Source organism: Agarivorans aestuarii (genome assembly GCF_019670125.1).
Taxonomy (GTDB): domain Bacteria; phylum Pseudomonadota; class Gammaproteobacteria; order Enterobacterales; family Celerinatantimonadaceae; genus Agarivorans; species Agarivorans aestuarii.
This window is the reverse complement of sequence record NZ_AP023033.1, coordinates 283,820-307,646: the sequence shown is the minus strand read 5'-3', so window position 1 is coordinate 307,646 and position 23,827 is coordinate 283,820. Positions and strand designations below refer to the sequence as shown.

Below are 23,827 nucleotides of genomic sequence, written 5' to 3'. Positions count from 1 at the left end.
ATCACTAAGGTTTATACTTGGCTTAGCTTCAACAACAAGGATTGGCTTTGCGGCATTCATTATTCAACAATAGCGTAATCATTTTAAGCATGGTTTTACTCACTGCTTGCTCTACTGGGGACCATGGGTCCTATGCCGAGCGCAGCTTCTATCAAGGGGATGCTAGCAGTTTAAAATATATTGGCCCCGCAAGTGGCGAACACTGCCAAACTTATGCTTTATATCTATTTCCATTAAAGCAAAGCCCATCAACTGCGCTCGCTTTAGAGCAAGCAAAGCAATCTCAAGACTCCACCCTAATGCTAAGCGATCTTAGTATTGGTGACGTTACCCAATGGGGATTTGGCTACGCTAAACGCTGTGTATTAGTCACTGCAGATGCCTACGGGAAATAACGTTTTCGATAGTTAGGTGATGATGAACTAAAGCCAAAGTTAAAAGGCGAACTCCGAGTTCTTAACTACCAAGTAAAAAAAAGCCCCGTCATTACTGACGGGGCTTTCTAAATGTGGTCGGTGATGAGCCAAGGTCGAAAGGCAAACTCCCGCTTTCTTGGTTAACGCCAACCTGCAGAAAGCAAAAAGCCTGCTCAATGAGCAGGCTTTTTAGAATGTGGTCGGTGATGAGAGATTCGAACTCCCGACCCTCTGGTCCCAAACCAGATGCGCTACCAAGCTGCGCTAATCACCGATTTTCTTGATAATTCAGAGAGCTAAACCCTCTGCTCCCACTCTTTATGAGCTTCGCGACGATGCGCTACCAAGCTGCGCTAATCACCGATTTTCTTGATACTTCAGCGGGCTAAACCCTCTGCTCCCACTCTTTATGAGCTTCGCGACGATGCGCTACCAAGCTGCGTTTATCGTCTTAGTTATTTTAGAGCAAGCTCTTAGCAATAACCAAACTATTGCGATAACAACGAAACTCGTTGCATCTAAATAATGGGGTGAGTAATGGGATTTGAACCCACGACAACCGGAATCACAATCCGGGGCTCTACCAACTGAGCTATACCCACCACTGAGTATTTCGAGCGTTTCCGAAGCAATGGCGCACCCGACAGGAGTCGAACCTGTGACCTTCGCCTCCGGAGGGCGACGCTCTATCCAGCTGAGCTACGGGTGCTCAATGCTGGCGGAGGCGTATATTAGGGTTTTCGCTCCGCCCTGTAAAGACATTTTATAAAAAAACTGGTAATTGCTGGCTTTTCCAGCAAGCCTAGAAAAAGCCCTTAATTTCAAGGCTACTTAAGCAACAAATAGCTGCTTAAATAGCCAATAAAACAACACTACACTGCGCTAAAGCCTCCGTAAGCAATGCCACTTAAATGCGCCATTTCTCTATGCCAAGTTGCCAAGTCGTCTTTAGTGAATTGATTAAGATGATGATGCCCACATGCTCGCGCCATAACCTGCATTAGCGCTACCGAAGCGTCAAAGAAATTAGCCAGTTGCTGGGCCGACTTGTCCACATTTAAACGCTGGCGTAAATCGGCATTTTGGGTCGCAATCCCTGCCGGGCAGTTATTGGTATTACAGATCCGCGCTGCCACGCAACCTATGGCTTGCAAGGCACTATTAGATACCGCAACGCCATCGGCCCCCAAAGCCATGGCTTTGACAAAGTCCATAGGTAGGCGTAAACCGCCAGTTATTATCAAACTTACGCTGCCACTGGCACCTTGTTGATCAAGATAGCGTCGCGCTCTGGCTAAGGCCGGAATGGTAGGCACACTAATATGGTCCCTAAATATTACTGGTGCCGCACCAGTACCGCCACCACGCCCATCTAATATGATGTAGTCAGCGCTGCTATCTAAGGCAAACTGAATATCTCGCTCGATATGGTTGGCACTTAACTTAAAGCCAATAGGAATGCCGCCAGTTATTTCACGCACCCTATCGGCAAAGTGTTTAAAGTCTTTGCTGCTGTGTAAATCGGCAAAGGTGGGCGGGGAGATTGCAGGTTGTCCTTCAGCTATGCCGCGAACTAAAGAAATTTTGCCATGGTTTTTATTGCCTGGTAAATGCCCTCCGGTACCGGTTTTTGCACCTTGCCCTCCTTTAAAGTGAAAAGCTTGAACTTGAGTAAGCAGTGATTCTTGATAACCAAATTTTGCGCTGGCTAACTCATAAAAGTAACGGGAATTTTGCTGCTGCTCTTCAGCCAACATGCCGCCTTCACCAGAACAAATCCCTGTTCCGACCAGCTCAGCGCCTTTAGCTAATGCGGTTTTCGCTTCTTCCGATAAAGCGCCAAAACTCATATCAGAAACAAACAGAGGAATTTTCAGTTGCAGCGGTTTTTTAGCTTCTGGGCCAATAATCAATTCGGTGGCCACTGGCTGATCTTCCATCAAGGGTTTTCTCGCCATTTGCGCCACCATCACTTGGATATCATCCCAATGTGGCAGAAGATGCCTAGGCACTCCCATTGAGGTCATTGCCCCATGGTGACCAAGCTGAGACAAACCTTCACGCGCCAGTTGATGAATAAAGGTAACGGTGGGTTCTTCAGTTGTAGGCTTGGCCTGCGGTGCGGCATCTTTGGCCTTGGGCTGTGGTGCCGCCTGGCCAATCTGCTCGGCGCTAAACTGTTTATGGCTACCATCACAAAACGGGCTATTCGCGGTGGATTTACACGCACATAAATAAGCATCACCACTTTCTTCTGCGGTAAAAGCCTTGGGGCTAAGGCCGGTACCTGCATGGCTACCATCACAAAAGGGTTGGGATTTAGAACGACCACAGCTGCAAAAGTAGTATTGGTCTCCCTTAGTTAAACTCACCTTCTTGGGTTTGTTATCGGCAATAATCGCTTTAGTCATACCCTCTCCTTGCGCAAAAATGGCGGGGCATACTCGCCCTGCATTTACTTAGCTTAGACGCTTTCTATCCAAAGGGGAGCAACAAAGCCCGAGTAGCAAAAGGTGGCAAAGGCTATTAACAACAGACCTTAGATTAGCGCTGTAAGGCATCTTCTGCGCTAAATGTTTTTTTGAAACTAAAGGCTTGGGCAGTATCTCCGTGCTGCCTTAATAATTCTAAACGCTCCAGTGCTTCAGCGGTGCTGGGAACATGGCCATCTTCCACCCACCACAATACGTAAGTGGCCAACGGCGATTTATCAAACCACTCTGCCCGGCGTTTCATAATGTCGATGTGATGGGTTTTAAACATAAAGTGCTGCAGACTAGCTAAGGACTGCCATACCGACAGGTTGACAATCATCCTTGGGTTATCAAAGGCTTGAACATCGGTGGCATTGCCGGTGTCATCTTTAAGCCGCCAAATAAAGCCCTCGCTCGCATCAGCAATGGCATTAATGGGATCTAAATTATCGACAAAATCTTTGAGCAGGGGTGAATCTAGATCGTCTTTGGCAGTGGCAATATTTAGCTGTGCGAGTTGCATTTTGTCTCCTTAGTTTGCTCATTAAGTATTAGGCGCATCGGCACATCGATAATGCCCTTGGTATTGCGCTGTTCTTGCTCGGCAACAAAGCCCCAAGCCTGATACATTGCTTTAGCACCCAGTGATGCATTTACCGTGAACTCTCCCTGATTACCATTGGCTAAACAGGCTGCTCTAGCATGTTGCCATAAGCGACTGGCCAAGCCTTTACCCTGAGCAGGTTCGGCAACAAATAGATGGTAAAGGTGGCTGTTATCTCTGGTTGCGACCACGCCCAGCAGCTGGGCATCGCCGTTATTCTGCTGCTCGGCTAAGTGATAGCAAAAACCTTGATTAATGTAAGAACTAATAGCCGCTTTGTTCATGGCTTTTAATAAACGCTTTGCGCCCTGCTCGGAAAAATCGCCGACTAAATAACGGCGCGATAAATATCTTAACAGTTCACTAATGGCTGCGGCGTCCTCTATTTTGGCGGGGCGGATAGTTACCTGTGAATCCACTTATTTTCCTCGTAAAAACCACAGCTTGAACTAGGGTCTGTTGATCTTTGGTGTTGAAATTTTGTTCGAGATAAGCGGGCTTTAATCGCGGCGAGCACTTAGAAGCCTAGTGGGTTAAGCAAGAAGTGCTTAACAAAGAGTAAAGTTCGCTTATCCGAACCCTTCGGGCAGCATTTGCACAAACAATAAGCATAGACCCTATTTGCTAGCTTTCCCTCTTGCCAGCGTCAGTAAAGTACATATGATGGAACGGCAACTCGGTACCCTCTGTGCCTTGCTATTCCTTTATGTTGGCGAATCATGCTTAGTAAAAACATTAACTTACAATTTTGGCGCTATTCCATTCCTTCGGTAGTGGCAATGATAGTAAGCGGTATTTATCTGATTGTAGATGGCATTTTCATTGGCCAAGTTCTCGGCGCAGAAGGGCTAGCGGCGATTAACTTAGCTTGGCCGATTATATTTTTAGTCACCGGCCTAGGTTTAATGGTGGGTGTGGGTGGCGGGGCATTAATATCTATTGCTACTGGCGAGGGAAAAACTGAAAAAGCCCAAAGCCTATTAACTCATGCCTTGCTGCTGATGCTACTAATGGCAGTGCTTTTTAGTGTTATTTTAGCCTGCTTAGGCTCTGCTCCTATAAGCCTGCAAGGTGCCAGCGGTAACATTCAATCCATGGCCGAAAGCTATCTGAGTATATTAGGAAACGGAGCACTGGTTGTATTGTTTAGCTGCGCGCTGCCCATCTTGATTAGAAACGACAACTCCCCCAATTTTGCCACCCTGTTGATGATCATCGGTGCTGTAGCCAACATCGGCCTCGACTATTTGTTTATTGTTAAGTGGGATTGGCAGCTAGCTGGTGCAGCCTATGCCACCTTGGGCGCGCAAGCCTTAGTAATGCTGTTGGCCTTTGCTTACTTTTTTTCTCGCTACAGCAGCTTGAGTTTTCAAGTTAGCGGTTTTTGCTTAAAGCCAAAATATCTAGCTAATATAAGCAACTTAGGCTTAAGCAGCTTTTTTACCACGGTGTACACCGCCTTTATTACTTTGGTGCACAATTATTTATTCCTACGTTATGGCAGCATTACCGAAACCGGTGCCTATGCCATTGTGCTGTATTTAAGCGTAATTTATTACTTTATTGCGGAGGGTTTTGCCAATGGCATGCAGCCTCTTATCTCCTATAACTTTGGCGCTAAACGCTACGACAATGTACTAAAAGTAATGGCTTTGGGTTTTAGCATTATTTTAGGCAGCGGAGTGGCTGCGGTATTTCTAATGAACCTGTTTAGCGAATTTAGCGTGTCGGTATTTAACAGCGATGATCCAGAGCTATTAGCTGCAACGGTAAGCGGGATCCGCCTGCACCTTTGGGCGATGCCATTGGACGGTTTGATTTTTACCGGCGCGGTGGTGTTTCAGTCAATTAATCGTGCCAATCGAGCCACTTTTATCTCGGTGGGCAATATGGCGATTCAACTGCCATTTATGCTGCTGTTGCCGGTCGCTTTTGGTGTAGTAGGTATTTGGTTGGTGATGCCGTTATCTACGGTAATTCTTAGTGCAGTGGTGACTTGGTGGCTGCTAAAACTGGTACAACAGTTAAAAGTTGAAACGGCCTAATAGGCTAAGGAATTTGCTAACAAAAACGCCGAGCATTAGCTCGGCGTTTTTTCTGCAACATGCAGTGTTTAAGGTAAAGCCTTGCCACGCGAAGTGACATACAGCTGATACCATTGTTCACGGCTAAGCTGCAGTTTAGTAGCGTCGCCACAAGCACGAATCCGGTCTGGGTTCACACTGCCAATCACTGGTTGAATACCAGCCGGATGACGCATTAACCACGCCAGTACAACGGCCTCTGGCGAAGTGGAGTTTTGATCGGCATATTGGCGAACCAGCTGTGCGGTATCACGCTGAGCTTGGCTGGCGTTAGATAAATCAGCGCCGCTAAACAAACCACGCGATAAACTTCCCCAGGCTTGAATTTGCACTTTGTTCATCGCGCAGTACTCAAGTGTACCAGGCGCAAAACTGTGGCCTTTTGCTTGCTCGTCGTTTACTGCAATGTTGTGATCAAGCCAGTCTAGTTTCGACAAACTCATCTCTAACTGATTAGCCACTAGCGGAAAACTCAGTAATGATTGTAAATGCGCAATTTGTGCTCCACTCATGTTAGATACGCCAAAGTGCTGCACTTTACCGCTATCTTTAAGCTCGCTAAGCACCGCGGCCACTTCGTCCATTTCAGCCAAGGGATCTGGGCGGTGCAGCATCATCACATCAATGCTGTCGCTTTGTAAGCGGCGCAGCGAATCTTCAACACTTTGGCGAATGTAATCCGCCGACCAATCGTAGCGACCACACCATTGCTCATCGCCAAAACGAATGGCCGCTTTGGTTTGCAGAATAATTTGCTCACGCAACTCTGGACGCTGTGCCAATACTTGACCAAAAACCTGCTCAGCTTTACCCATGGTATAGATGTCGGCGTGGTCAAAATAGTTAATGCCTATCTCTAAGGCCGCATCTATAGCAGTATGCGCTTGGTTTAAGTGATCTTGCGTTATAGGAGAGTTGTCCCAGTTTCCGCCTAAACCCATGCAGCCGTATACTAAGCGACTTGCCTTAGGAAAAACCTGATTAATCGGTGATGCAGCCATTTCGAGCTTACCTTTATGCTTACGAATATTAGGCAAGTATAACGATAAATCAGCGAGCGCTAATAGGTTTATAGGCAGAAAATACGAACTATAGTACGAATGAAAGAAGATGGTTAGAGCGGCTGACGCTAGGCCAGCCGATGGTACTAAAGCAAATCTCGGATTCGATAATAGGTCATAGCAAGCACCAAAGCCGGGGTACGCAATAAACGTCCGCCAGGAAAAGGCATGTGAGGAATTTTATCGAATATATCAAAGCGCTCTGAGGTAGCCATAATCGATTCCGCCATCAGCTTACCCGCCAAACCCGTGGCAGCAATGCCATGGCCCGAGAAGCCTTGAGCAAAATACACATTGGGTGCTATTCGGCCAAAATGAGGCGCACGGTTAATGGTAATACCTACATTCCCGCCCCAGGCAAACTCTACCGGTTCATCACTTAATTGTGGAAATACCCAATCCATACGCTGTTTCATGGTTTGGGCTAAATCACGAGGCTCAATGCCCGAATAACTCACTCTGCCACCAAACAGCATTCGGTGATCGCCAGAGCAACGGTAGTAATCCAATACAAAGTTGATGTCGCATACCGCCATGTTATTGGCAATTAGCTCACGGGCACGTTGCTCCCCTAAAGGTTTAGTGGCACAAATGTAAGTACCCACCGGCATGACTTTGCTTTCTAACTTACTGTTTAATCCTTCCATATAAGCATTACAAGCCAACACTACATGTTGGCAACTAACGCTAGCCTGCGCGGTATGAAGCTTAACCTTAGCACCGTGTTCAATTTTGATGACTTTGCTGTCTTCATAAATGCTAGCGCCAGCATTTTCGGCAGCCTTTACCAAGCCTAAGGTGTAATTAAGTGGATGTAAGTGGCCACTGTTTGAATCAAACATCCCGCCTAAATAACGTGGGCTTTTCAACTGGCTTTCGAGTTTGTCTTGCGACCAGTATTCTAAATGCTCATAGCCGTAGTCTTCACTGAGTTGTTGTTGCCATTCTTTTAGCTCGCGAACATGGCGATCTTTAATAGCAACGTGAATTTGGCCATCTTGCCAATCACAGTCAATTTGGTGTTTACGAATGTTGTCTTTAGTAACAGCTAGCGATTCAACCGAGAGATCCCAGAGTTTTTTTGCATCATCTTTACCCACTAATTTCTCTAGGGTGGACTGTTCACTGGCCCAGCCAAAAATCGCTTGCCCGCCACTTCGTCCCGAGGCTCCCCAGCCTACACGGCTGCCTTCCAGCAAAATAACCTTATAACCTTGGCTGGCTAACTCTAGTGCGGTGCTAGCGCCGGTTATACCTGCCCCTACTACACATACATCAGCTTGATGCTCGCCTTGCAGCTGCGGATAGTCCAACTGTAGGTTGGCACTTGCTGCATAATATGAATTTGCATGTTGCGCTTTCATTTTCTCACCTTAAACATAAAAACAAATCTGCTGTTGGCACTACACCATTTGCTGATACCACTGCTGCTCTAGAGGGGTTACTTGCGCCTCAAAGCGCTGCCATTCGTTAAGTTTGTTGGCATGGTATACATGGCTAAAATCGGCACCGAGTAGCGACCACAAAGTAGAGTGCTCAAATTCGGCTAAGGCCTGTTGCCAAGAACAAGGCAGGGCAGGCGCTGGCACTTTGCTGGCATCGCCGCTCACCGCTTTAGGGCAGTCACGTTGCTGCTCAATGCCATAGGAAATCCCAACCAATAAGGCCGACATTACAATATAAGGATTACAATCAGCCCCTGCTACGCGATGCTCAATGCGAGTATTTTCGGTGCTGCCAGAAGGAATGCGCAAGGCAACAGTGCGGTTGTCCCAGCCCCAATTGGCTTGAAGCGGCACAAACATATCTGGTTGGAATCGGCGATATGAGTTGGCATTAGGCGCTAACAAAGCAATCGCCTGCGGCATGGTGTCTAATAGCCCTGCCAAAGCATATTCCAACAAGCTCTGTTCAGTGGAAAAGAGGTTGTGGCCCTGCTTATCTAACATGCTAATGTGCACGTGGCAGCCATTGCCAGAGTGCTCGGCATAAGGTTTGGCCATAAACGTGGCTAGGTAGCCATGTTGCTTGGCTACCGCTTTAATTGCTCGTTTCAATAAAATGGCTTGGTCGCAGGCCAACAGCGGGTCGTGCTGATGCTGCAAAGTGACTTCGAACTGCCCGGGAGCGTATTCTGCAATGACATTGTCACTGGGAATATTTTGGGTATGGCAGTAATCCTGAATATCACGAATAAATTCATCAAACTCATCGAGTTCATCTAAAGAGTAAACCTGAGTTTGCTGCATACGTTGCTGCGATTTTGGCAACAGCGGCGCTTGTGGTTGACGGTTTTCACTGCGTGCATCAAGTAAGTAAAACTCCCATTCAATGGCCACACAGGGAAACAAATTTTGCTGATGCAATCCTTGCAATACCTTGCTAAGCAGTTGCCGAGGGTCGGCAAAAAAGGCTGAGCCATCCACCTCATGCATGGTTAACAAAGCTTGCGCGGCGTTTTTTTTCCAAGGAATCATCGACAAACTATTTGGCAACAGATGGCAGATACGGTCGCCATCTCCTTGCTCAAAGCCTAAGCCAGTTTGCTCTACGGTGTCACCGCAAATATCTAGCGCAAATACCGAGGCAGGTAAACACATGCCTTCCTGCGCTATTTTCGCTAGAGACGCCGCCTCAATACGCTTACCGCGGATCACGCCATTCATGTCAGACAGCATCAGATCTACGCTCTCTAATTGCGGATGTGCTGCCAGAAAATCATCCACCTGCTGAAGCATACTGATTGGCTGAATCTGTGGCTGGTGTTTCAACATAATTAACAGTCCCTCGCTTAAAGCGTCCCTAAAACCCTATAAATTTACAGCACAGTGTTAAGTATAATGCAAATTAAAATACACATTAAGCTAAAAAAGGGGCTATATTTAGTTTTTATTTAACACTTTGTTGACTTTGGCGGGAAATCATGACAATTCTTAATAGTGCGGGGTAAAAACTAAGCAACTCAAACATCTGCCCCCTTTTACTTAACAGACTTATGACAGGTGAATATGGATAACGTCAGGAAGTGGTTCGAGGAAAACCGAATAACCGAAGTTGAATGCCTCATCCCCGATATTACTGGTAATGCCCGCGGCAAAATTATCCCAGCTAGCAAGTACCTCAAAGAAGGTGGCATGCGCCTCCCTGAATCAATTTTCTACCAAACCGTCACAGGCGACTGGCCAGAAGACGATGACTTGTTTGACTGGACCGAGAAAGATATGAATCTTGAGCCAGACACCGACAGCGTGCGCTTTGTGCCCTGGGCTAAAGAGCCTACCGCCCAGCTTATCCATGACTGTTATGACAGCCAAGGCCAACTAATTGGCATGGCGCCACGTTCAGTACTGAAAAAAGTACTCGCCCTTTATGAGAAAGAAGGCTGGAAGCCGATTGTAGCGCCAGAGCTAGAATTTTTCTTGGTGAAGAAAAACCTCGATTGGGATTACCCATTAGAGCCACCCATTGGACGTAATGGCCGACCAGAAACAGCACGTCAGTCTTTTAGCATTGATGCGGTAAATGAGTTTGATCCGCTGTTTGAAGACATGTACGACTACTGCGAAGCACAGAACCTAGATGTAGATACCTTGGTTCATGAATCTGGCGCTGCACAAATGGAAATCAACTTTGATCACGGCGAGCCAACTTTAGCCTGTGACCAAGTATTCCTTTTCAAACGCACCATGCGCGAAGCCGCCTTACAGCATGATACTTATGCCACATTCATGGCTAAACCGATGGAAGATGAACCCGGCAGCGCCATGCATATTCACCAAAGCTTGGTAGATACCAATGGCAATAACTTATTCGCTAACGAAGATGGCAGCAACAGCCAAATGTTTTTAAGCTTTATTGCTGGTTTACAGCAATTTACCCCCGCTAGCATTGCCTTTTATGCCCCTAATGTGAACAGCTATCGACGTTTAATGTTTGGCGATTCGGCGCCAATTAATTTGCAATGGGGCATCGACAATCGCACCGTGGGTTTACGTGTGCCACTATCAGATCCGCAAAATCGCCGCGTAGAAAACCGCTTTGCCGGTGCCGATGCCAATCCTTATCTAGCCATGGCACTTACCTTAGCCTGTGGCTACATAGGCATGAAAAAACAACTAACTCCTTCCGCCCAAGAAACTGGTGATGTGAGTGAAGACCGTTACACCCTGCCCGGCACTTTAGAAGAAGCATTAGTTAAGTTAGAGCAATGCGAGGAACTCAAGGAAATACTTGGTGAGCGCTTTGTGAACTGTTACGTGGCAGTAAAACGTAAGGAATACCAAACCTACTTCAAGGTCATTAGTTCTTGGGAACGTGAGTTTTTGTTACTCAACGTATAAACCCAGAGTTAACTCAGCCACAAGGAGGCGAAATGAGCACAGCAACATTGACGATACAACAACAAGACAGCGCCCACTGTTTACACCCTTTCACTAACTTTAAAGAGTTAAATGCCAAGGGAGCTCGAGTGATAGAACGAGGCGAAGGTGTGTTTGTATACGACAGTGAGGGCAATAAGTTGCTCGATGCCATGGCCGGCTTGTGGTGTGTAAATCTAGGCTATGGTCGCCAAGAGTTAGTTGATGCCGCAGCCAAACAAATGCAGCAGCTGCCCTACTACAACTTGTTTTTTCAAACGACTCACAGCCCCGCGGTTGAATTATCTACCCTGCTAGCCGAACTAACGCCAGAGGGCTTAAACCATGCCTTTTTTACCGGCTCAGGTTCAGAGTGTAACGACACCGTAGTGCGCATGGTGCGCCATTATTGGGCCAGCAAAGGCCAGCCCAACAAACTAGAAATCATTAGTCGCAACAATGCTTATCATGGCAGCACCATGGCAGGTGCCAGCTTAGGCGGCATGGGCTTTATGCACGCCCAAGGTGGCTTGCCATTGCCCAATATTAGCCACATCGATCAACCTTATTGGTTTGAAGAAGGTCAAGGCCAAGATCCGCAACAGTTTGGTTTAGAGCGTGCTCAGCAATTAGAGCAAAAAATTCTAGAGCTAGGCGAAGATAAGGTGGCGGCATTTATCGCCGAGCCTATTCAAGGTGCCGGTGGCGTAATTATTCCACCCGACTCTTATTGGCCTGAGATTCAACGCATTTGCGACAAATACGATATTTTGTTGATAGTAGACGAAGTGATCTGTGGATTTGGCCGCACCGGAGAATGGTTTGCCTGCCAAACCTATAACATTAAGCCAGATTTACTGTGTTTAGCTAAAGGCATTACCTCTGGCTATTTACCAATGGGCGCAGTGATGGTGTCGGACAAAGTCGCTCAAGGCCTAACCGAAGCCGATACTGAATTTGCCCATGGCTTTACCTATTCCGGCCACCCGGCAGCTTGCGCGGTAGCCATTGAAAACATTCGCATCATGCAACAAGAGAACATTATTAGCCATGTACGTGATGAAATAGCCCCTTACCTAGCCCAACGCTGGCAAGAACTAGCCAGCCATCCCTTAGTAGGCGAGGCTCGCAGTAAAGGCTTGGTGGCAGCCATAGAGCTGGTTGCCGATAAAAACACCCTGCAACGCTTTAGCAAAGAGCAAGGCGCTGGCGGTGTGTGTCGCGATATATGCATAAACAATGGGCTTATCATGCGCGCTTGCGGCGATACCATGATTATTTCACCCCCATTGGTTATTACAAAACAACAAGTCGATCAGTTAATTACACTGGCAAAACAAAGTTTGGATGACACTCTGCAGGCATTGAGTTAATCCGCGAAGCAGTACGAGCAATCACCACAAGGATTTGGAGAACAACATGAAAAACGCTAGCTTTACCCTAACCCTAGCCTCCCTGTTAACTGCCAGCGCGTTTACCCTGCAGGCAGCCGAAGAAAAAGTACTTAATGTGTACAACTGGTCTGACTATATCGCCGAAGATACCATCGCCCAGTTTGAAGCCGAAACCGGCATTAAAGTGGTTTACGATGTATTCGATTCAAACGAAGTACTTGAAGCCAAGATTCTTTCCGGCTCAACCGGTTTTGACATTGTGGTGCCAACCTCAGACTTTTTAGCCCGCCAAGTTCAGGCTGGTGCGTTTATCAAATTAGATAAAACAAAGTTGAGTAATTACGCCAACTTAGATGATAAAATCATGTCAATGCTTGATGAAACTGCAGATCCGGATAATCAATATGCAGTGCCTTACCTTTGGGGAACCACAGGTTTAGGTTACAACGTAGACAAAGTTAAAGAAGTATTAGGTGACGACGCCCCAGTAGATAGTTGGGATCTGGTATTTAAGCCAGAAAACATGGAAAAACTACAAAGCTGTGGAGTAGCATTTTTAAATGCTCCTACCGAGTTATTTGCAGCAGCGCTGCATTACGTAGGTAAAGATCCAAACAGTGTTGATCCGAACGACTACAAAGACACTGGCGAGGCTTACAAACTGCTCAAATCAGTACGCCCTTATGTGACTTATTTTCACTCTTCGCAATACATTAACGACTTAGCGAACGGTGACATTTGTGTGGCCATTGGCTGGTCAGGTGATGTACTGCAAGCCTCAGATCGTGCTGCCGAAGCCGATAACGGAGTAGTGGTTGAGTATGTTATCCCGCAAGAAGGGGCCTTAGCCTGGTTTGACCTAATGGCCATTCCAGCGGATGCACCACATAAAGATAATGCACACAAATTCATTAACTTTTTACTGCAACCTAAGGTAATTTCGGAGATCTCTAACTACGTATGGTATGCCAACCCAACGCCTGCCTCTAAAGAGTTTATTGATCCAGAAATTATTGAACATCCGGGTATCTATCCAAGTGACGAAACCTTGGCTAAATTATATGGAGCCAAGGTAATGCCAGCAAAAGCGTCTCGAACTCTGACACGCTCTTGGACTAAGTTTCTTCAAAACTAAGTAATCACTTGCCACCCTTGGGTGGCAAGTGCGTTTTTGATTCTTTATGGAGGATCCGCAATGGCTGCGGTGTCACACATTTCAAAGCTTCCTGTTGATGGCGAAAAAGTCCCGGAACCTTTGTTACAGATTGAAAATTTAAGTAAAGATTACGACGGCGCAATAGCTGTAGACAACGTAAGCCTAACCATAAACAAGGGCGAAATTTTTGCCTTATTAGGTGCATCGGGTTGTGGTAAATCCACTTTACTAAGGTTGTTAGCTGGCTTCGAAAAGCCCAGTGCTGGCAAAATTATTCTCGATGGCCAAGAGCTGATTGGCGTACCTCCACATCAGCGCCCAGTGAATATGATGTTTCAATCCTATGCGCTATTTCCCCACATGACCGTGGAACAAAACATCGCCTTTGGCCTAAAACAAGACAAGTTGCCCAAAGATGAAATTGGCGCAACCGTAGCTAAGATGCTCGAGCTAGTGCGCATGAAAGACTACGCTCGCCGCAAACCGCATCAATTATCGGGTGGGCAACGCCAACGCGTGGCACTGGCACGTAGCCTAGCTAAACGTCCAAAACTGTTACTGTTAGACGAACCGATGGGTGCACTAGATAAAAACCTGCGTGGTCAAATGCAGCTTGAAGTAGTGGATATTCTAGAAAAGGTTGGCGTTACCTGTGTAATGGTAACTCACGACCAAGAAGAAGCCATGACCATGGCAAGCCGCATTGCCATTATGAATCGCGGCCAGTTTATTCAAGTGGGCGAGCCGGAAGAAATTTACGAATACCCTAACTCACGTTTTAGTGCCGAGTTTATTGGCTCTGTAAACGTATTTGAGGGAGTGTTGCGTGACAATGATAACGACAGCGCGACTATTGACAGCCCAGAGCTTGGTTACCCGATTAGCTTAAATCACGGCGTATCATCAGCTCCTGGCGTTCCGTTCATGGTGGCTGTTCGCCCTGAAAAAATGAGTATTTTCAAAACCCTTAAAGGGCGCCATAACAATGTATGCCAAGGCAAGGTAGAAGACATCGCCTATCTTGGCGATCAGTCTATTTACTATGTGCGGTTAGCCAGTGGTAAACGGGTCACCGCCGCTATGCCTAATAGCAGCCGCCACCGCAACAATATGCCAACTTGGGAAGACCAAGTGTACTTATGCTGGCAAGCCGACAGCTGCGTGGTACTCAAAATATGACCATGCTTAGCAATAAACTTAAACAAAGGCTTCATCGCTGGGTGCCAAGTGGGCGCTGCGCCATTATGGCGGTGCCTTACTTTTGGCTATTTTTATTCTTTTTAATGCCGTTCTTTATCGTCTTTAAAATCAGTTTTGCCGAGGCAATGATTGCCATTCCTCCCTATAGTGAGTTAATCACGATGGTGGATGAGCAAGTACAAATACTGCTCAACTTAGGCAACTATGGCTATTTAATCGAAGACGATCTCTACATTAGCTCCTACTTGCAGTCGGTACGCATTGCTTCGATTTCCACCTTTTTGTGTTTTGTTATCGGCTTTCCAATGGCCTGGGCCATCGTGCATTCCAGCCCAGCAAACAGAAATATTCTGCTGATGCTGATTATTCTCCCCTCGTGGACCAGCTTTTTAATTCGGGTTTATGCCTGGATAGGTATTCTTAAAAACAATGGCTTCTTAAACAACATCTTGCTCTACGTAGGTGTTATCGATGAACCGCTACAAATACTGCACACCGACACAGCGGTTTATATTGGCATTGTGTATACCTATTTGCCGTTTATGATCCTGCCCTTATACACCGCACTTATGCGGGTTGATTATTCCCTGATAGAAGCGGCACGTGATCTAGGTGCCTCCACCCTAACTGTATTATTCAAAGTGCTATTGCCACTAACAAAAGCCGGCATTATCGCAGGCTCAATGTTGGTATTTATTCCCGCTGTAGGTGAGTTTGTTATCCCTGAGTTACTGGGTGGGCCCGACTCAATTCTTATTGGTAAGGTGCTATGGCAAGAGTTCTTTAATAACCGTGACTGGCCTGTTGCATCAGCCGTAGCTTCGGTGATGTTATTGCTATTAATGGTGCCGATTATGTTCTTTTATCGTTATCAAAAACGTGAATTGGAGGCCAGCTAATGGACGCGATCCCGGTTTACAAAACTAAGTGGAAGTGGCTGATACTCAGCCTTGGCTTGGCCTTTTTATACCTGCCGATTTTAAGCCTTATCGCTTACTCGTTTAACGCTAACCGTTTAGTGACGGTGTGGAGTGGCTTTTCTACCAAGTGGTATGGGGCGTTGTTTAACGACTCGCTACTAATGAATGGCATTAGTTTAAGCTTACTCATTGGCTTTTTATCTGCCTCCGCAGCTGTAGTATTAGGTACCCTTGCTGCCTTTGTGATGACCCGCTATAGCAAATTTAGAGGCGAAACCAGCTTTGCCTTTATGATTACTGCCCCACTGGTGATGCCAGAAGTTATCACCGGCTTAAGCCTGTTATTGCTGTTTATTTCTTTAGGCCAAGTATTTGATCTATTTAGCCAACGCGGCATGCTAACTATTTGGATTGCCCACGTCACCTTCTGTACAGCCTATGTATCGGTGGTGGTGAGCTCGCGCTTACGCGAGCTAGATAAAAGCATCGAAGAAGCCGCCATGGATTTGGGGGCGACGCCTTTTAAAGTGTTTTTCGTTATCACCCTGCCGACAATTCTTCCTGCCTTAGTGGCCGGCTGGTTATTGGCCTTCACTTTATCTTTAGATGACCTAGTAATTGCCAGCTTTGTATCCGGCCCAAGTGCCACAACCTTGCCGATGGTGGTGTTTTCTAGCGTAAGGTTAGGGGTAAGTCCCAAAATTAATGCCCTAGCTACCCTGATTATTGGTGTAGTATCTGTCGCTACTTTTATTGCTTGGTGGTTAATGGCCAAAGCAGAAAAACGCCGCTTGCTAGAATTAAAGATTAGCAATGCTAAATAGGCGTTGAATTTTGAGGAATAAAACTTAATGGATGTTGGAAAACGCCTTAAAAGTATTCGCCTAATGCGCGGCATTTCGCAACGCGAACTGGCCAAATTAAGCGGGGTCACTAACAGCATGATCTCGCAAATTGAGCAAAACCAAGTTAACCCTTCGGTAGGCTCTTTAAAAAAAATACTTGATGCTATTCCTATTTCAATGGGCGAGTTTTTCACCCTTGAAATGGAAAGTGACGACAAGATTTTCTATAGCGCCGAAGAACTTACCGACCTCGGTGACGGCAAGGTCAAAATGTTATTGGTTGGTAGTAAACACAATGGCCGACAACTGGCGATTTTGCGCGAGATTTACCCGCCAGGCGCCGATACTGGCACCGAGTTTATTCAACACGAAGGTGAAGAAGGTGGCATTGTAATCCGCGGAGAAATTGAAATTACCGTAGGCAGCAAATCTAAAGTGCTAAAAGCTGGAGATTCTTATTACTTTGAAACCCGTAAGCCACATCGCTTTCGCAATAAAAGCAAGGAAGAGTGTGAGCTCATCAGCGCCGCGACGCCACCTACTTTCTAAGCTCTGTTAAGACTAAAAATACTGATAAAAAAAGCCGCTTTAGCGGCTTTTTTTATCATTGAGGCTTTACTAATGCGCCACTGTTGGTTCACCTACCGATGGGATTTTGCGTTTGCCTTTGGCAATTATCGAAAAGACCACTGGCACAAAGAAGAATGACAGCATAGTGGTAAGCACCGTACCACCAGCAATGGCCACCGCAAACGGCGGCCAAAAACCGCCACCTTCTAAAATTAGCGGTAAGAAGCCACCCACTGTGGTGATGGTGGTAGAAGTAATATGCCGAGTACAACTAAGCACCCCAAAACATATGGATTCATGATCGCCAGCGCAGGCTTTGGCATCGGATTTAAGCTCGGCGACAATCACAATGGCCGCGTTAATCGCTAAGCCCACCAAACCTAGTAGCCCAATAATAACGGTAAAACCGAAGGGGTAATTAAATATAAATACACTTAATAAACCCAAACCTGCCGCTTGAATCGCAGTAATCATAATCAAGAAGCTTAAACGGAAGGAGTTAAACGACAGCACCACTACAGTAATCAGTAGCACCGCGATAATGCCAACACTGGCCAATAAATTGCCCACTGCCTCATTACGCTCGGCGCCTTCACCACCAAACTCCAAGCTGTATCCAGCGGGAAGCGGAATATCGGCTTGCTCTAGATGTTCCCGAAATACTTCTAGCACTTGCTCAGGCAGAATATCGGTTTGCAAATAACCTTCTACGGTATTTACTCGTTTACCGTTCCGGCGCGGTATTTCGCCGCGACTGGGGCGAATATCTAGTTCAGCAATAGACGCTAGCGGTATATTCCCGGCTATTTGGCTGGTAAGGGTTATATCACCTAAGTTCTCAACGTGTTTACGTTGCTCATCGGCCAAACGAATCCGCACCGGCAAAGACTCACTGGCCTCGAGCACACTACCGTTAATACGGCCTTGTAGGTTTGCCTGTAACTGACCAGCAATATCGGTTAATACAATGCCGCTTAAGCGAGATGCTTCTTCATTAACTTTTAACCACACCTTGGGCGTGCCCGCCAACAAAGTAGCGCGCGTATGAGTAACGTGTGGGATCTCGGAAAGAATGCGCCGGTATTGATCACCCAGTTCTTTAAGTTTATCTAGGTTTGGACCATAAACCCGCAACTCAATCGGAGCATTAAAAGGAGGACCCTGTTCTAGCTTCCTGACTAAAATTTGCGCTTCGGGATAGAGCAAATCAAACTCGACTTGTAACTTAGGAATAAGATCGTTAGCAGCTCTAAAGTCGTCAGTCTTAATCATTGCTTGCGCGTAGTTTTTGGCACCCTGCTGGCGCAGCATCAAATTGTAGTAAAACGATGGTGCATTATTGCCTACAAACCAACTCACCGAGCTAATACCTTCTTTAGCATATAGATGCTCAGTTAGCTTTTCGGTCAAACGTTCGGTGGCATAAATACTCGACTGCGGCGCCATGTACACTTCAATTTGGAACATGTCACGATCAGACGGCGGAAAGAACTGCTCGGTTAAACTGCCAGCGCTGTAAAAACCCAAAACTGGCAGGCTTGATACAACAATAATCGCCAATTTAGGGTAGCGCAGACTTGTGCGTAAACAGGCTTTAAAGGCACCGCTGAGCCAAGCAACTTGCACGCCTTTTTCGTACCAATGATCGGCGGTTTGCTGAGAAGGTAAGAAATGGCCCGAGAAAATAGCCACCAAGGTATGCGAAATAAAGTAAGAACCAATTAGCGAGAAAATCACGCTAAGCGCAATACCACCAACAAACTCACCGGCGGGCCCTGGCATTAATACAATCGGCAAGAAAGCCAGAATGGTGGTGAGGGTTGAACCCAACAAGGGTAACCATAAATGAGCCAAAGACTCTTTAACCGCTTGTAAGCCGCTTTTTCCCTGCTGACGTTTTTGAGCAATGGTGTCGGCCATGACAATGGCGTTGTCCACCATAATGCCCAAGGCAACCACCAAGCCAGTTACCGACATTTGGTGAATGGGCAAACCGTAAAACTTCATGCAGGCTAAAGTAAACATTACCGTTAGTGGCAAGGACAAACCAACAATAAGCGCCGAACGCCAACCTAAGGTAAGCAGCAACACCACCACGATAATGGCAAAACCAATCAGCACGTTAACCACTAACTCACCAAGGCGTTTAGCGGTGTAACCATCTTGTTCAAAAATGATGTCTGCACTGACATTGCTAGGCAAGATGGTGCGGTAATCATCCAGCGCTTGGTTAACTCGAGCGCTCCACAAATCCACCCGATATTCAGAGAGCATTCTAATGCCCACTACCACAGCATAATCGCGCTCTACCACGGCAATTTGCTCTGGCGGAGATTTAAGCTGGCGAGTGACTTTAGCGAGATCACCTAGGCGGAATACATAACCATTGTCGGCGCTGCTCACAGGGATGTTCTTAATCCGCTCTAGCGAGTTAAGCTCACCCTCCAGCTCTAGTTGCATTCGTGTATTGTCGTTAGTCAGTTCGCCCGCCGATACCTTAGCGTCCGCTCCGGCGATAATTTGCGACACTTGGTCAGTGGTTAGCTGCATGGCGCCCGCTTGGTAGGGTTCAATTTCTACCAGTATTTCTTCTTCACCCTGCCCTTGTAAGTCAACAAAGTCGGTTCCTGCCACATTGCGCAAACGGTTTTGTAGCTCTTTAGCATAGCGGCCAAGAATAGCTAAATCGGTATCTCCGGGGCCTGTCCAACGCAGTGCAACCAAGGTGGTAAACGCATAACCTCGATCATCATCGACTACTGGTTCAGAACTCCCCAAGGGCAACAAGGGGGGGAGTTCTCCCACCAAATCACGCACCCTTGCCCATACGGGGACAACATCGATGACTTCATCTTTTAACTCAACTTGCAGCACCGAAAAGCCAGGACGAGAAGAGGATTGAACCCGTTTAATTTCTGGCAATTTGCGAATTTTGTTTTCAATTAATTCGGTCACCAAGGCTTCAACCCGTTCTGCAGACGCACCGGGATATTGAGTCACAATACTGGCAAAACGGCTGGTAATTTTAGGGTCTTCGCTGCGCGGCAAGGTGCTAACAGCCCCCATGCCAGCCACCAAAATAAGCGCTATAAGTAAGGAAATTAAACGCCCATTATTATAAATAGCTGCAATCATTGGCTAAGCGCCTTGCTTGGGTTAACAGTTTGTCCGGGCACGTAACGGTGCATGCCTGTGGCAACGATGGCTTCGCCAGCCTGCAGCGCGCCTCTCACAAAAGCTTGCTCTTCGGTGGCATATCGCACACTTACATCACGGCGCTCTAACTTAAAGCTGCCGTCACTTTGCGCCACAATGGCATATACATTCCACAAGCCTCGCACACCATCGGTAATCGCGCTCACGGGCACCCAATAACCCGGCTCTTTAACGGTTTCCACCACATTTAAATAGGCCAATTGCCCACTCACCAAACTATCGTTATCAGGCAAAGCAAACCGCAGTTGTACGGTGCGAGTAACCGGGTCAACCTGCCCCCCCGCAGCCACTAAATCTACCGAATAATGACGCTTAGCCACTGTCACCGATTTAGGAGTGACCATATCAACCTGCTCGAGCAAGCGCACCGGCACGCCTACTTTTACCTCGTTGGCGCCTTGCTGTAATACCGTGAGCACTGGCTGAGAAGCACCAACTACCGCACCTTCCGACACCGTTCGTTTATCGATAATGCCGTTATAAGGAGCCAGTAATGTGGATTTTTCAATGCGGGTGCGATTAGCTTTAATTGAGGCGTCGATACGCGCTTTATTGGCTTTTAAGGATTTTTGCTGGGCAACCAACTCATCGACACTTTGCGCCGAGGCATAACCGTCGCTCTTAAGGGACTTAACCCGTTTTAAGTTAGCTTGAACTAGAGCAGCATCTGCTGCTAATTGTTGTAGTTGTGCTTGTAAGTCTATGTATTCAATTTCTAGCAGCTCAGTGTCTAGCTGCATCAACACATCGCCTTGTATAACACGTTCGCCTTCATCTACGAATATTTTGGATATTTTACCTGCTAGTTCAAAGCCAATGTCTGCACGTTGTTTAGCTATAACTTGCCCAACAAACTGCCGTTCAACTGCATAATCCTCACTTAATACCGGCACAAAAGCTTTTACTTGTTGCACATTTACCGCAGTGTCGGCAAACAGTTCATCATCTGCGGCAACAGCATGCTGACTCAATGCATTCACTGCCATCCCCCCCAAAGCAAGGGGTATGAGTAAAAAGGTGAATGAAAATAATGGCCTAGGCATATAAACGTCCGTGTAACTAAAAGTAGTGAGAGCTTCATTCAGTGTAGGAAGAGTGCTCTTTAGTGTCTAGTGTTTGCTTGCTCAATTAGCCCGCTATTTTCTACTAATAAGCTAGCTATGTCATTTTATACAAAACACTTGTAGTAATTAGAGAAGCAATTCACAATGAATTGTTAACTATTTTATAGCAAGGAATAAATAATGAGCACGCTTGCCGATCATCCTGATTACTCGCTGTACTCCAACGCAAACACCTTTTTACGACAGCGCTTAGATCATCGTCCCGAGCAAAGTGATGCCGACGTAGTGATAACAGGTCTTCCTTTTGACTTAGCCACAACCGGGCGATCCGGTGCGCGATTGGGTCCAGATGCCATTCGCCGCGCATCAGTCAACCTAGCTTGGGAAGAAAAGCGCTGGCCTTGGGATTTTAGATTGCTTGATCGAGTGAGTTTGGTTGATGCCGGTGACTTAGTCTTTGATTGTGGCGAGCAAGCTCAATTTGTAGAACGGCTCGAAGCTTACGCCAAGCAGCTATTGCAAGCAGGAAAAACCATGCTGAGCTTTGGTGGCGATCACTTTGTTACTCTGCCCCTGTTGCGCGCTCACGCACACCATCATGGAAAGTTAGCCTTAGTGCATTTTGATGCCCACACCGATACCTACAGTGAAGGTAGCCGCTACGACCACGGCACCATGTTTTACCATGCGCCCAAAGAAGGCTTAATCGATCCCGCTCACTCAGTACAGGTAGGTATTCGCACCGAGTATGAGCGAGTTGGCCACCCATTCACGGTCATCGATTCTGACCAAGCTAATAACTTAAGCATTGAGCAAGTGGTAGAAAGCATACGTAAGCAAGTGGCGGATTTGCCTGTTTATCTTAGCTTCGACATAGATTGTTTAGATCCCGCCTACGCGCCAGGCACCGGCACGCCAGTTGCTGGCGGCTTAAGCAGCAATCGAATTCTGCAAATCTTGCGTGGCTTAAAGGGTTTAAACATTGTCGGCATGGACGTAGTAGAAGTAGCGCCCGCCTATGATAATAGCGAAGTGACCGCATTGGCCGCAGCGACCATTGCTGTGGAATTACTCCATTTATGGGCTAATAAACATGGGTAACTAATAAGCATTGCAGCGTATCAAGCGCAAGCCGCCAGCAAGCCTCTGTTTGCTAATTCACATAAAAAAGCTCGCATTACAGCGAGCTTTTTTTATGCTTAGTGAAGAACGCAGAAGCTATTTAGCGGGTAGCGTATTTTTCCATTAATTCTTTGCGTAGCTTAATCCGCTCTTGGTATTCATCATCCCATTTTCCTTTTGGCGCATTCTCCCAAACTTGTTGGTATACCCGCATCTTATTACCACCATAAATTTTTGCTAACTGGGCATTCGTGTAGCCTCTAGACCATAGATCATCAGTGATAGCGGCTAAAATTCGAGCCAGCGGAGCCGAGTCATCAGCGCCATTATTAAAAGCATCAATCATATAGCCACCATCAGCATACATGCTGGCATTTTTCTTGGCGAAAGCGACAACTAACTCGACGCTAAACATATCATCAGTTGCAATCGCTACGTGGTCCTCTCCTACAAGCTTAACGTAATAGTCAATCATGTCGGCTGCTTGCTTAGGTGACAAATTATCAGGCCAAATGCCATCAACCATCCATTCTGTGAAAGTTGGTGCAACATAGCCGCCACTTTTCACAACACGTAGTGCTTCTTCATCAGAAATATTACGGTAGCAACCTCGGGGAGATTTGTTCTTTTCGTTTGCATAAAGCCCAGCAGGCAATGAATGGGAAAAAATATAAGGAGTATTTGGGTAGCGTTCATCCATATGATCCATTGCATCCATAGCGGTTTGTTTACCGGTGTGGCTTAAATCTAAAATGATCCCGTACTTAACCATTTCATCGATCACTGCCCGACCCCAGCCCGTCAAACCATCATCTTTACCATTGTAGGCAGCAAGTGAGCCAGTTCCGGTGCGGAACCTGTCGTTGTAGGCCAAGATCATACTAGCAATGCCCATATCTTTTAATATGGCCATACGGCTTAGGTCTTCTTCCAAAATTGTAGCCGTTTGTGAATTCCAAATGACCGCTGTTTTACCTTTTAAATGCGCCATTTCAATATCGCGATTAGTGCGTACAAAGATATAGTTTTCTGGATCTTCAGCCATCGCTTGTTTAAATGCATGATGCTGGCGCCTTAGTTCATCCCAATTATGTGAGGCGGCCGCAAGTGTCATCTCATGGCCGGTAATACCAGCATCTCGGGCTTCTTGAAAATAAGTATGTAGTTGGGAGCTTTCCGTCCAACCCGTTCCATAAGGGCTAGCCAGCATGCCTATCACTATGCTGTCTTGTACAAACTGTTTTGCTTTATCCGACGCCGGCCAGTGCTTTGCTTCCAAGCTAGCGTTGGCAGAAAACACCGCTGCCGAGGAGAGCACTAAAGCAAATAAAATTCCTTTCATG

General features: G+C 46.7%; 19 protein-coding genes and 3 tRNA genes. 10 read left to right on the top strand and 12 right to left on the bottom strand.

From position 1 onward, the window contains the following. Window positions 1-47: 47 nt before the first annotated feature. Window positions 48-395 (top strand): hypothetical protein, encoded by a 348-nt coding sequence (locus K5609_RS01440; protein WP_221075660.1) that lies wholly within the window; start codon window positions 48-50, stop codon window positions 393-395. Window positions 396-613: 218 nt separating this feature from the next. On the opposite strand, the gene K5609_RS01435 is transcribed toward K5609_RS01440, so the two are convergent. The 6 genes from K5609_RS01435 to K5609_RS01410 all read right to left on the bottom strand — a co-directional run bounded on the left by K5609_RS01435 (window position 614) and on the right by K5609_RS01410 (window position 3,913). Next, window positions 614-690: transfer RNA gene (locus K5609_RS01435), tRNA-Pro, on the bottom strand. Between the two features lie 252 nt (window positions 691-942). Continuing rightward, window positions 943-1,018 (bottom strand) — tRNA-His (locus K5609_RS01430). Window positions 1,019-1,048: 30 nt separating this feature from the next. Next, window positions 1,049-1,125, bottom strand: a tRNA-Arg gene (locus tag K5609_RS01425). 163 nt (window positions 1,126-1,288) lie between these two features. Then, on the bottom strand, window positions 1,289-2,827 hold the full coding sequence (locus K5609_RS01420; protein WP_221075659.1) for a glutamate synthase-related protein: 1,539 nt from the start codon (window positions 2,825-2,827) through the stop codon (window positions 1,289-1,291). Window positions 2,828-2,960: 133 nt separating this feature from the next. Continuing rightward, the gene (locus K5609_RS01415) at window positions 2,961-3,413 is read right to left on the bottom strand and encodes a DUF3291 domain-containing protein (RefSeq protein ID WP_016399817.1); all 453 of its coding nucleotides are present in this window, start codon (window positions 3,411-3,413) and stop codon (window positions 2,961-2,963) included. After that, a complete protein-coding gene (locus K5609_RS01410) occupies window positions 3,395-3,913 on the bottom strand; it encodes a GNAT family N-acetyltransferase (protein ID WP_221075658.1) in 519 nt (172 codons plus the stop codon). Before K5609_RS01410 ends, K5609_RS01415 begins: the two co-directional genes overlap by 19 nt. 300 nt (window positions 3,914-4,213) lie before the next feature. Here K5609_RS01410 and K5609_RS01405 point away from each other — a divergent pair, with 300 nt between their 5' ends. Beyond that, complete coding sequence (locus tag K5609_RS01405) at window positions 4,214-5,539, top strand: MATE family efflux transporter (RefSeq protein WP_221075657.1); 1,326 nt, start codon at window positions 4,214-4,216, stop codon at window positions 5,537-5,539. Window positions 5,540-5,607: 68 nt separating this feature from the next. On the opposite strand, the gene K5609_RS01400 is transcribed toward K5609_RS01405, so the two are convergent. The 3 genes from K5609_RS01400 to K5609_RS01390 all read right to left on the bottom strand — a co-directional run bounded on the left by K5609_RS01400 (window position 5,608) and on the right by K5609_RS01390 (window position 9,413). Then, the gene (locus K5609_RS01400) at window positions 5,608-6,579 is read right to left on the bottom strand and encodes an aldo/keto reductase (RefSeq protein WP_221075656.1); all 972 of its coding nucleotides are present in this window, start codon (window positions 6,577-6,579) and stop codon (window positions 5,608-5,610) included. Window positions 6,580-6,725: 146 nt separating this feature from the next. After that, complete coding sequence (locus K5609_RS01395; RefSeq protein WP_221075655.1) at window positions 6,726-8,003, bottom strand: NAD(P)/FAD-dependent oxidoreductase; 1,278 nt, start codon at window positions 8,001-8,003, stop codon at window positions 6,726-6,728. A gap of 39 nt (window positions 8,004-8,042) precedes the next feature. Next, window positions 8,043-9,413, bottom strand: coding sequence for a glutamine synthetase family protein (locus tag K5609_RS01390; protein ID WP_221075654.1), 1,371 nt, complete (start codon window positions 9,411-9,413; stop codon window positions 8,043-8,045). A gap of 234 nt (window positions 9,414-9,647) precedes the next feature. On the opposite strand from K5609_RS01390, the gene K5609_RS01385 reads away from it, so the two are divergent. Genes K5609_RS01385 through K5609_RS01355 form a run of 7 tightly spaced genes read left to right on the top strand, consistent with a single transcriptional unit; the run spans window position 9,648 to window position 17,061 of the window. After that, on the top strand, window positions 9,648-10,979 hold the full coding sequence (locus K5609_RS01385; protein ID WP_221075653.1) for a glutamine synthetase family protein: 1,332 nt from the start codon (window positions 9,648-9,650) through the stop codon (window positions 10,977-10,979). Between the two features lie 32 nt (window positions 10,980-11,011). Beyond that, window positions 11,012-12,370, top strand: a complete 1,359-nt coding sequence (locus tag K5609_RS01380) for an aspartate aminotransferase family protein (RefSeq protein ID WP_221075652.1) — start codon at window positions 11,012-11,014, stop codon at window positions 12,368-12,370. A 46-nt stretch (window positions 12,371-12,416) separates the two neighbouring features. Then, entirely contained in the window at window positions 12,417-13,526 is a 1,110-nt protein-coding gene (locus tag K5609_RS01375) for an extracellular solute-binding protein (protein WP_016399825.1), read from the top strand. Between the two features lie 60 nt (window positions 13,527-13,586). Beyond that, a complete protein-coding gene (gene potG, locus K5609_RS01370; RefSeq protein ID WP_221075651.1) occupies window positions 13,587-14,726 on the top strand; it encodes a putrescine ABC transporter ATP-binding subunit PotG in 1,140 nt (379 codons plus the stop codon). Beyond that, window positions 14,687-15,646, top strand: coding sequence for a putrescine ABC transporter permease PotH (potH, locus tag K5609_RS01365; RefSeq protein ID WP_425514829.1), 960 nt, complete (start codon window positions 14,687-14,689; stop codon window positions 15,644-15,646). The genes potG and potH overlap by 40 nt, the downstream gene beginning before the upstream one ends. Then, window positions 15,646-16,491, top strand: coding sequence for an ABC transporter permease subunit (locus K5609_RS01360; protein ID WP_016399828.1), 846 nt, complete (start codon window positions 15,646-15,648; stop codon window positions 16,489-16,491). Before potH ends, K5609_RS01360 begins: the two co-directional genes overlap by 1 nt. A 27-nt stretch (window positions 16,492-16,518) precedes the next feature. After that, on the top strand, window positions 16,519-17,061 hold the full coding sequence (locus K5609_RS01355) for a cupin domain-containing protein (RefSeq protein WP_016399829.1): 543 nt from the start codon (window positions 16,519-16,521) through the stop codon (window positions 17,059-17,061). A gap of 69 nt (window positions 17,062-17,130) precedes the next feature. On the opposite strand, the gene K5609_RS01350 is transcribed toward K5609_RS01355, so the two are convergent. Then, window positions 17,131-20,217 carry an efflux RND transporter permease subunit gene (locus K5609_RS01350; protein ID WP_221075650.1) on the bottom strand — a complete coding sequence of 1,029 codons (3,087 nt, stop codon included), beginning with the start codon at window positions 20,215-20,217 and terminating at the stop codon, window positions 17,131-17,133. Next, complete coding sequence (locus tag K5609_RS01345) at window positions 20,214-21,341, bottom strand: efflux RND transporter periplasmic adaptor subunit (RefSeq protein ID WP_246611927.1); 1,128 nt, start codon at window positions 21,339-21,341, stop codon at window positions 20,214-20,216. The genes K5609_RS01350 and K5609_RS01345 overlap by 4 nt, the downstream gene beginning before the upstream one ends. 201 nt (window positions 21,342-21,542) lie before the next feature. Here K5609_RS01345 and speB point away from each other — a divergent pair, with 201 nt between their 5' ends. Then, window positions 21,543-22,463 (top strand): agmatinase, encoded by a 921-nt coding sequence (speB, locus tag K5609_RS01340; RefSeq protein WP_221075649.1) that lies wholly within the window; start codon window positions 21,543-21,545, stop codon window positions 22,461-22,463. A gap of 121 nt (window positions 22,464-22,584) precedes the next feature. Here the strand turns inward: speB and K5609_RS01335 are convergent, their stop codons facing one another. Then, the gene (locus K5609_RS01335; protein WP_221075648.1) at window positions 22,585-23,826 is read right to left on the bottom strand and encodes a dipeptidase; all 1,242 of its coding nucleotides are present in this window, start codon (window positions 23,824-23,826) and stop codon (window positions 22,585-22,587) included. Window position 23,827: the final 1 nt, after the last annotated feature.

Excerpts from the sequence above, each read along its gene's own strand:
- K5609_RS01420 (WP_221075659.1), bottom strand. The coding sequence starts at position 2,827 with ATGACTAAAGCGATTATTGCCGATAACAAACCCAAGAAGGTGAGTTTA.
- K5609_RS01345 (WP_246611927.1), bottom strand. The coding sequence starts at position 21,341 with ATGCCTAGGCCATTATTTTCATTCACCTTTTTACTCATACCCCTTGCT.
- K5609_RS01400 (WP_221075656.1), bottom strand. The coding sequence starts at position 6,579 with ATGGCTGCATCACCGATTAATCAGGTTTTTCCTAAGGCAAGTCGCTTA.
- potG (WP_221075651.1), top strand. The coding sequence starts at position 13,587 with ATGGCTGCGGTGTCACACATTTCAAAGCTTCCTGTTGATGGCGAAAAA.
- K5609_RS01360 (WP_016399828.1), top strand. The coding sequence starts at position 15,646 with ATGGACGCGATCCCGGTTTACAAAACTAAGTGGAAGTGGCTGATACTC.
- K5609_RS01380 (WP_221075652.1), top strand. The coding sequence starts at position 11,012 with ATGAGCACAGCAACATTGACGATACAACAACAAGACAGCGCCCACTGT.
- K5609_RS01385 (WP_221075653.1), top strand. The coding sequence starts at position 9,648 with ATGGATAACGTCAGGAAGTGGTTCGAGGAAAACCGAATAACCGAAGTT.
- K5609_RS01390 (WP_221075654.1), bottom strand. The coding sequence starts at position 9,413 with ATGTTGAAACACCAGCCACAGATTCAGCCAATCAGTATGCTTCAGCAG.
- potH (WP_425514829.1), top strand. The coding sequence starts at position 14,687 with ATGCTGGCAAGCCGACAGCTGCGTGGTACTCAAAATATGACCATGCTT.
- K5609_RS01350 (WP_221075650.1), bottom strand. The coding sequence starts at position 20,217 with ATGATTGCAGCTATTTATAATAATGGGCGTTTAATTTCCTTACTTATA.
- K5609_RS01375 (WP_016399825.1), top strand. The coding sequence starts at position 12,417 with ATGAAAAACGCTAGCTTTACCCTAACCCTAGCCTCCCTGTTAACTGCC.
- K5609_RS01395 (WP_221075655.1), bottom strand. The coding sequence starts at position 8,003 with ATGAAAGCGCAACATGCAAATTCATATTATGCAGCAAGTGCCAACCTA.
- K5609_RS01415 (WP_016399817.1), bottom strand. The coding sequence starts at position 3,413 with ATGCAACTCGCACAGCTAAATATTGCCACTGCCAAAGACGATCTAGAT.
- K5609_RS01355 (WP_016399829.1), top strand. The coding sequence starts at position 16,519 with ATGGATGTTGGAAAACGCCTTAAAAGTATTCGCCTAATGCGCGGCATT.
- K5609_RS01335 (WP_221075648.1), bottom strand. The coding sequence starts at position 23,826 with ATGAAAGGAATTTTATTTGCTTTAGTGCTCTCCTCGGCAGCGGTGTTT.
- speB (WP_221075649.1), top strand. The coding sequence starts at position 21,543 with ATGAGCACGCTTGCCGATCATCCTGATTACTCGCTGTACTCCAACGCA.
- K5609_RS01405 (WP_221075657.1), top strand. The coding sequence starts at position 4,214 with ATGCTTAGTAAAAACATTAACTTACAATTTTGGCGCTATTCCATTCCT.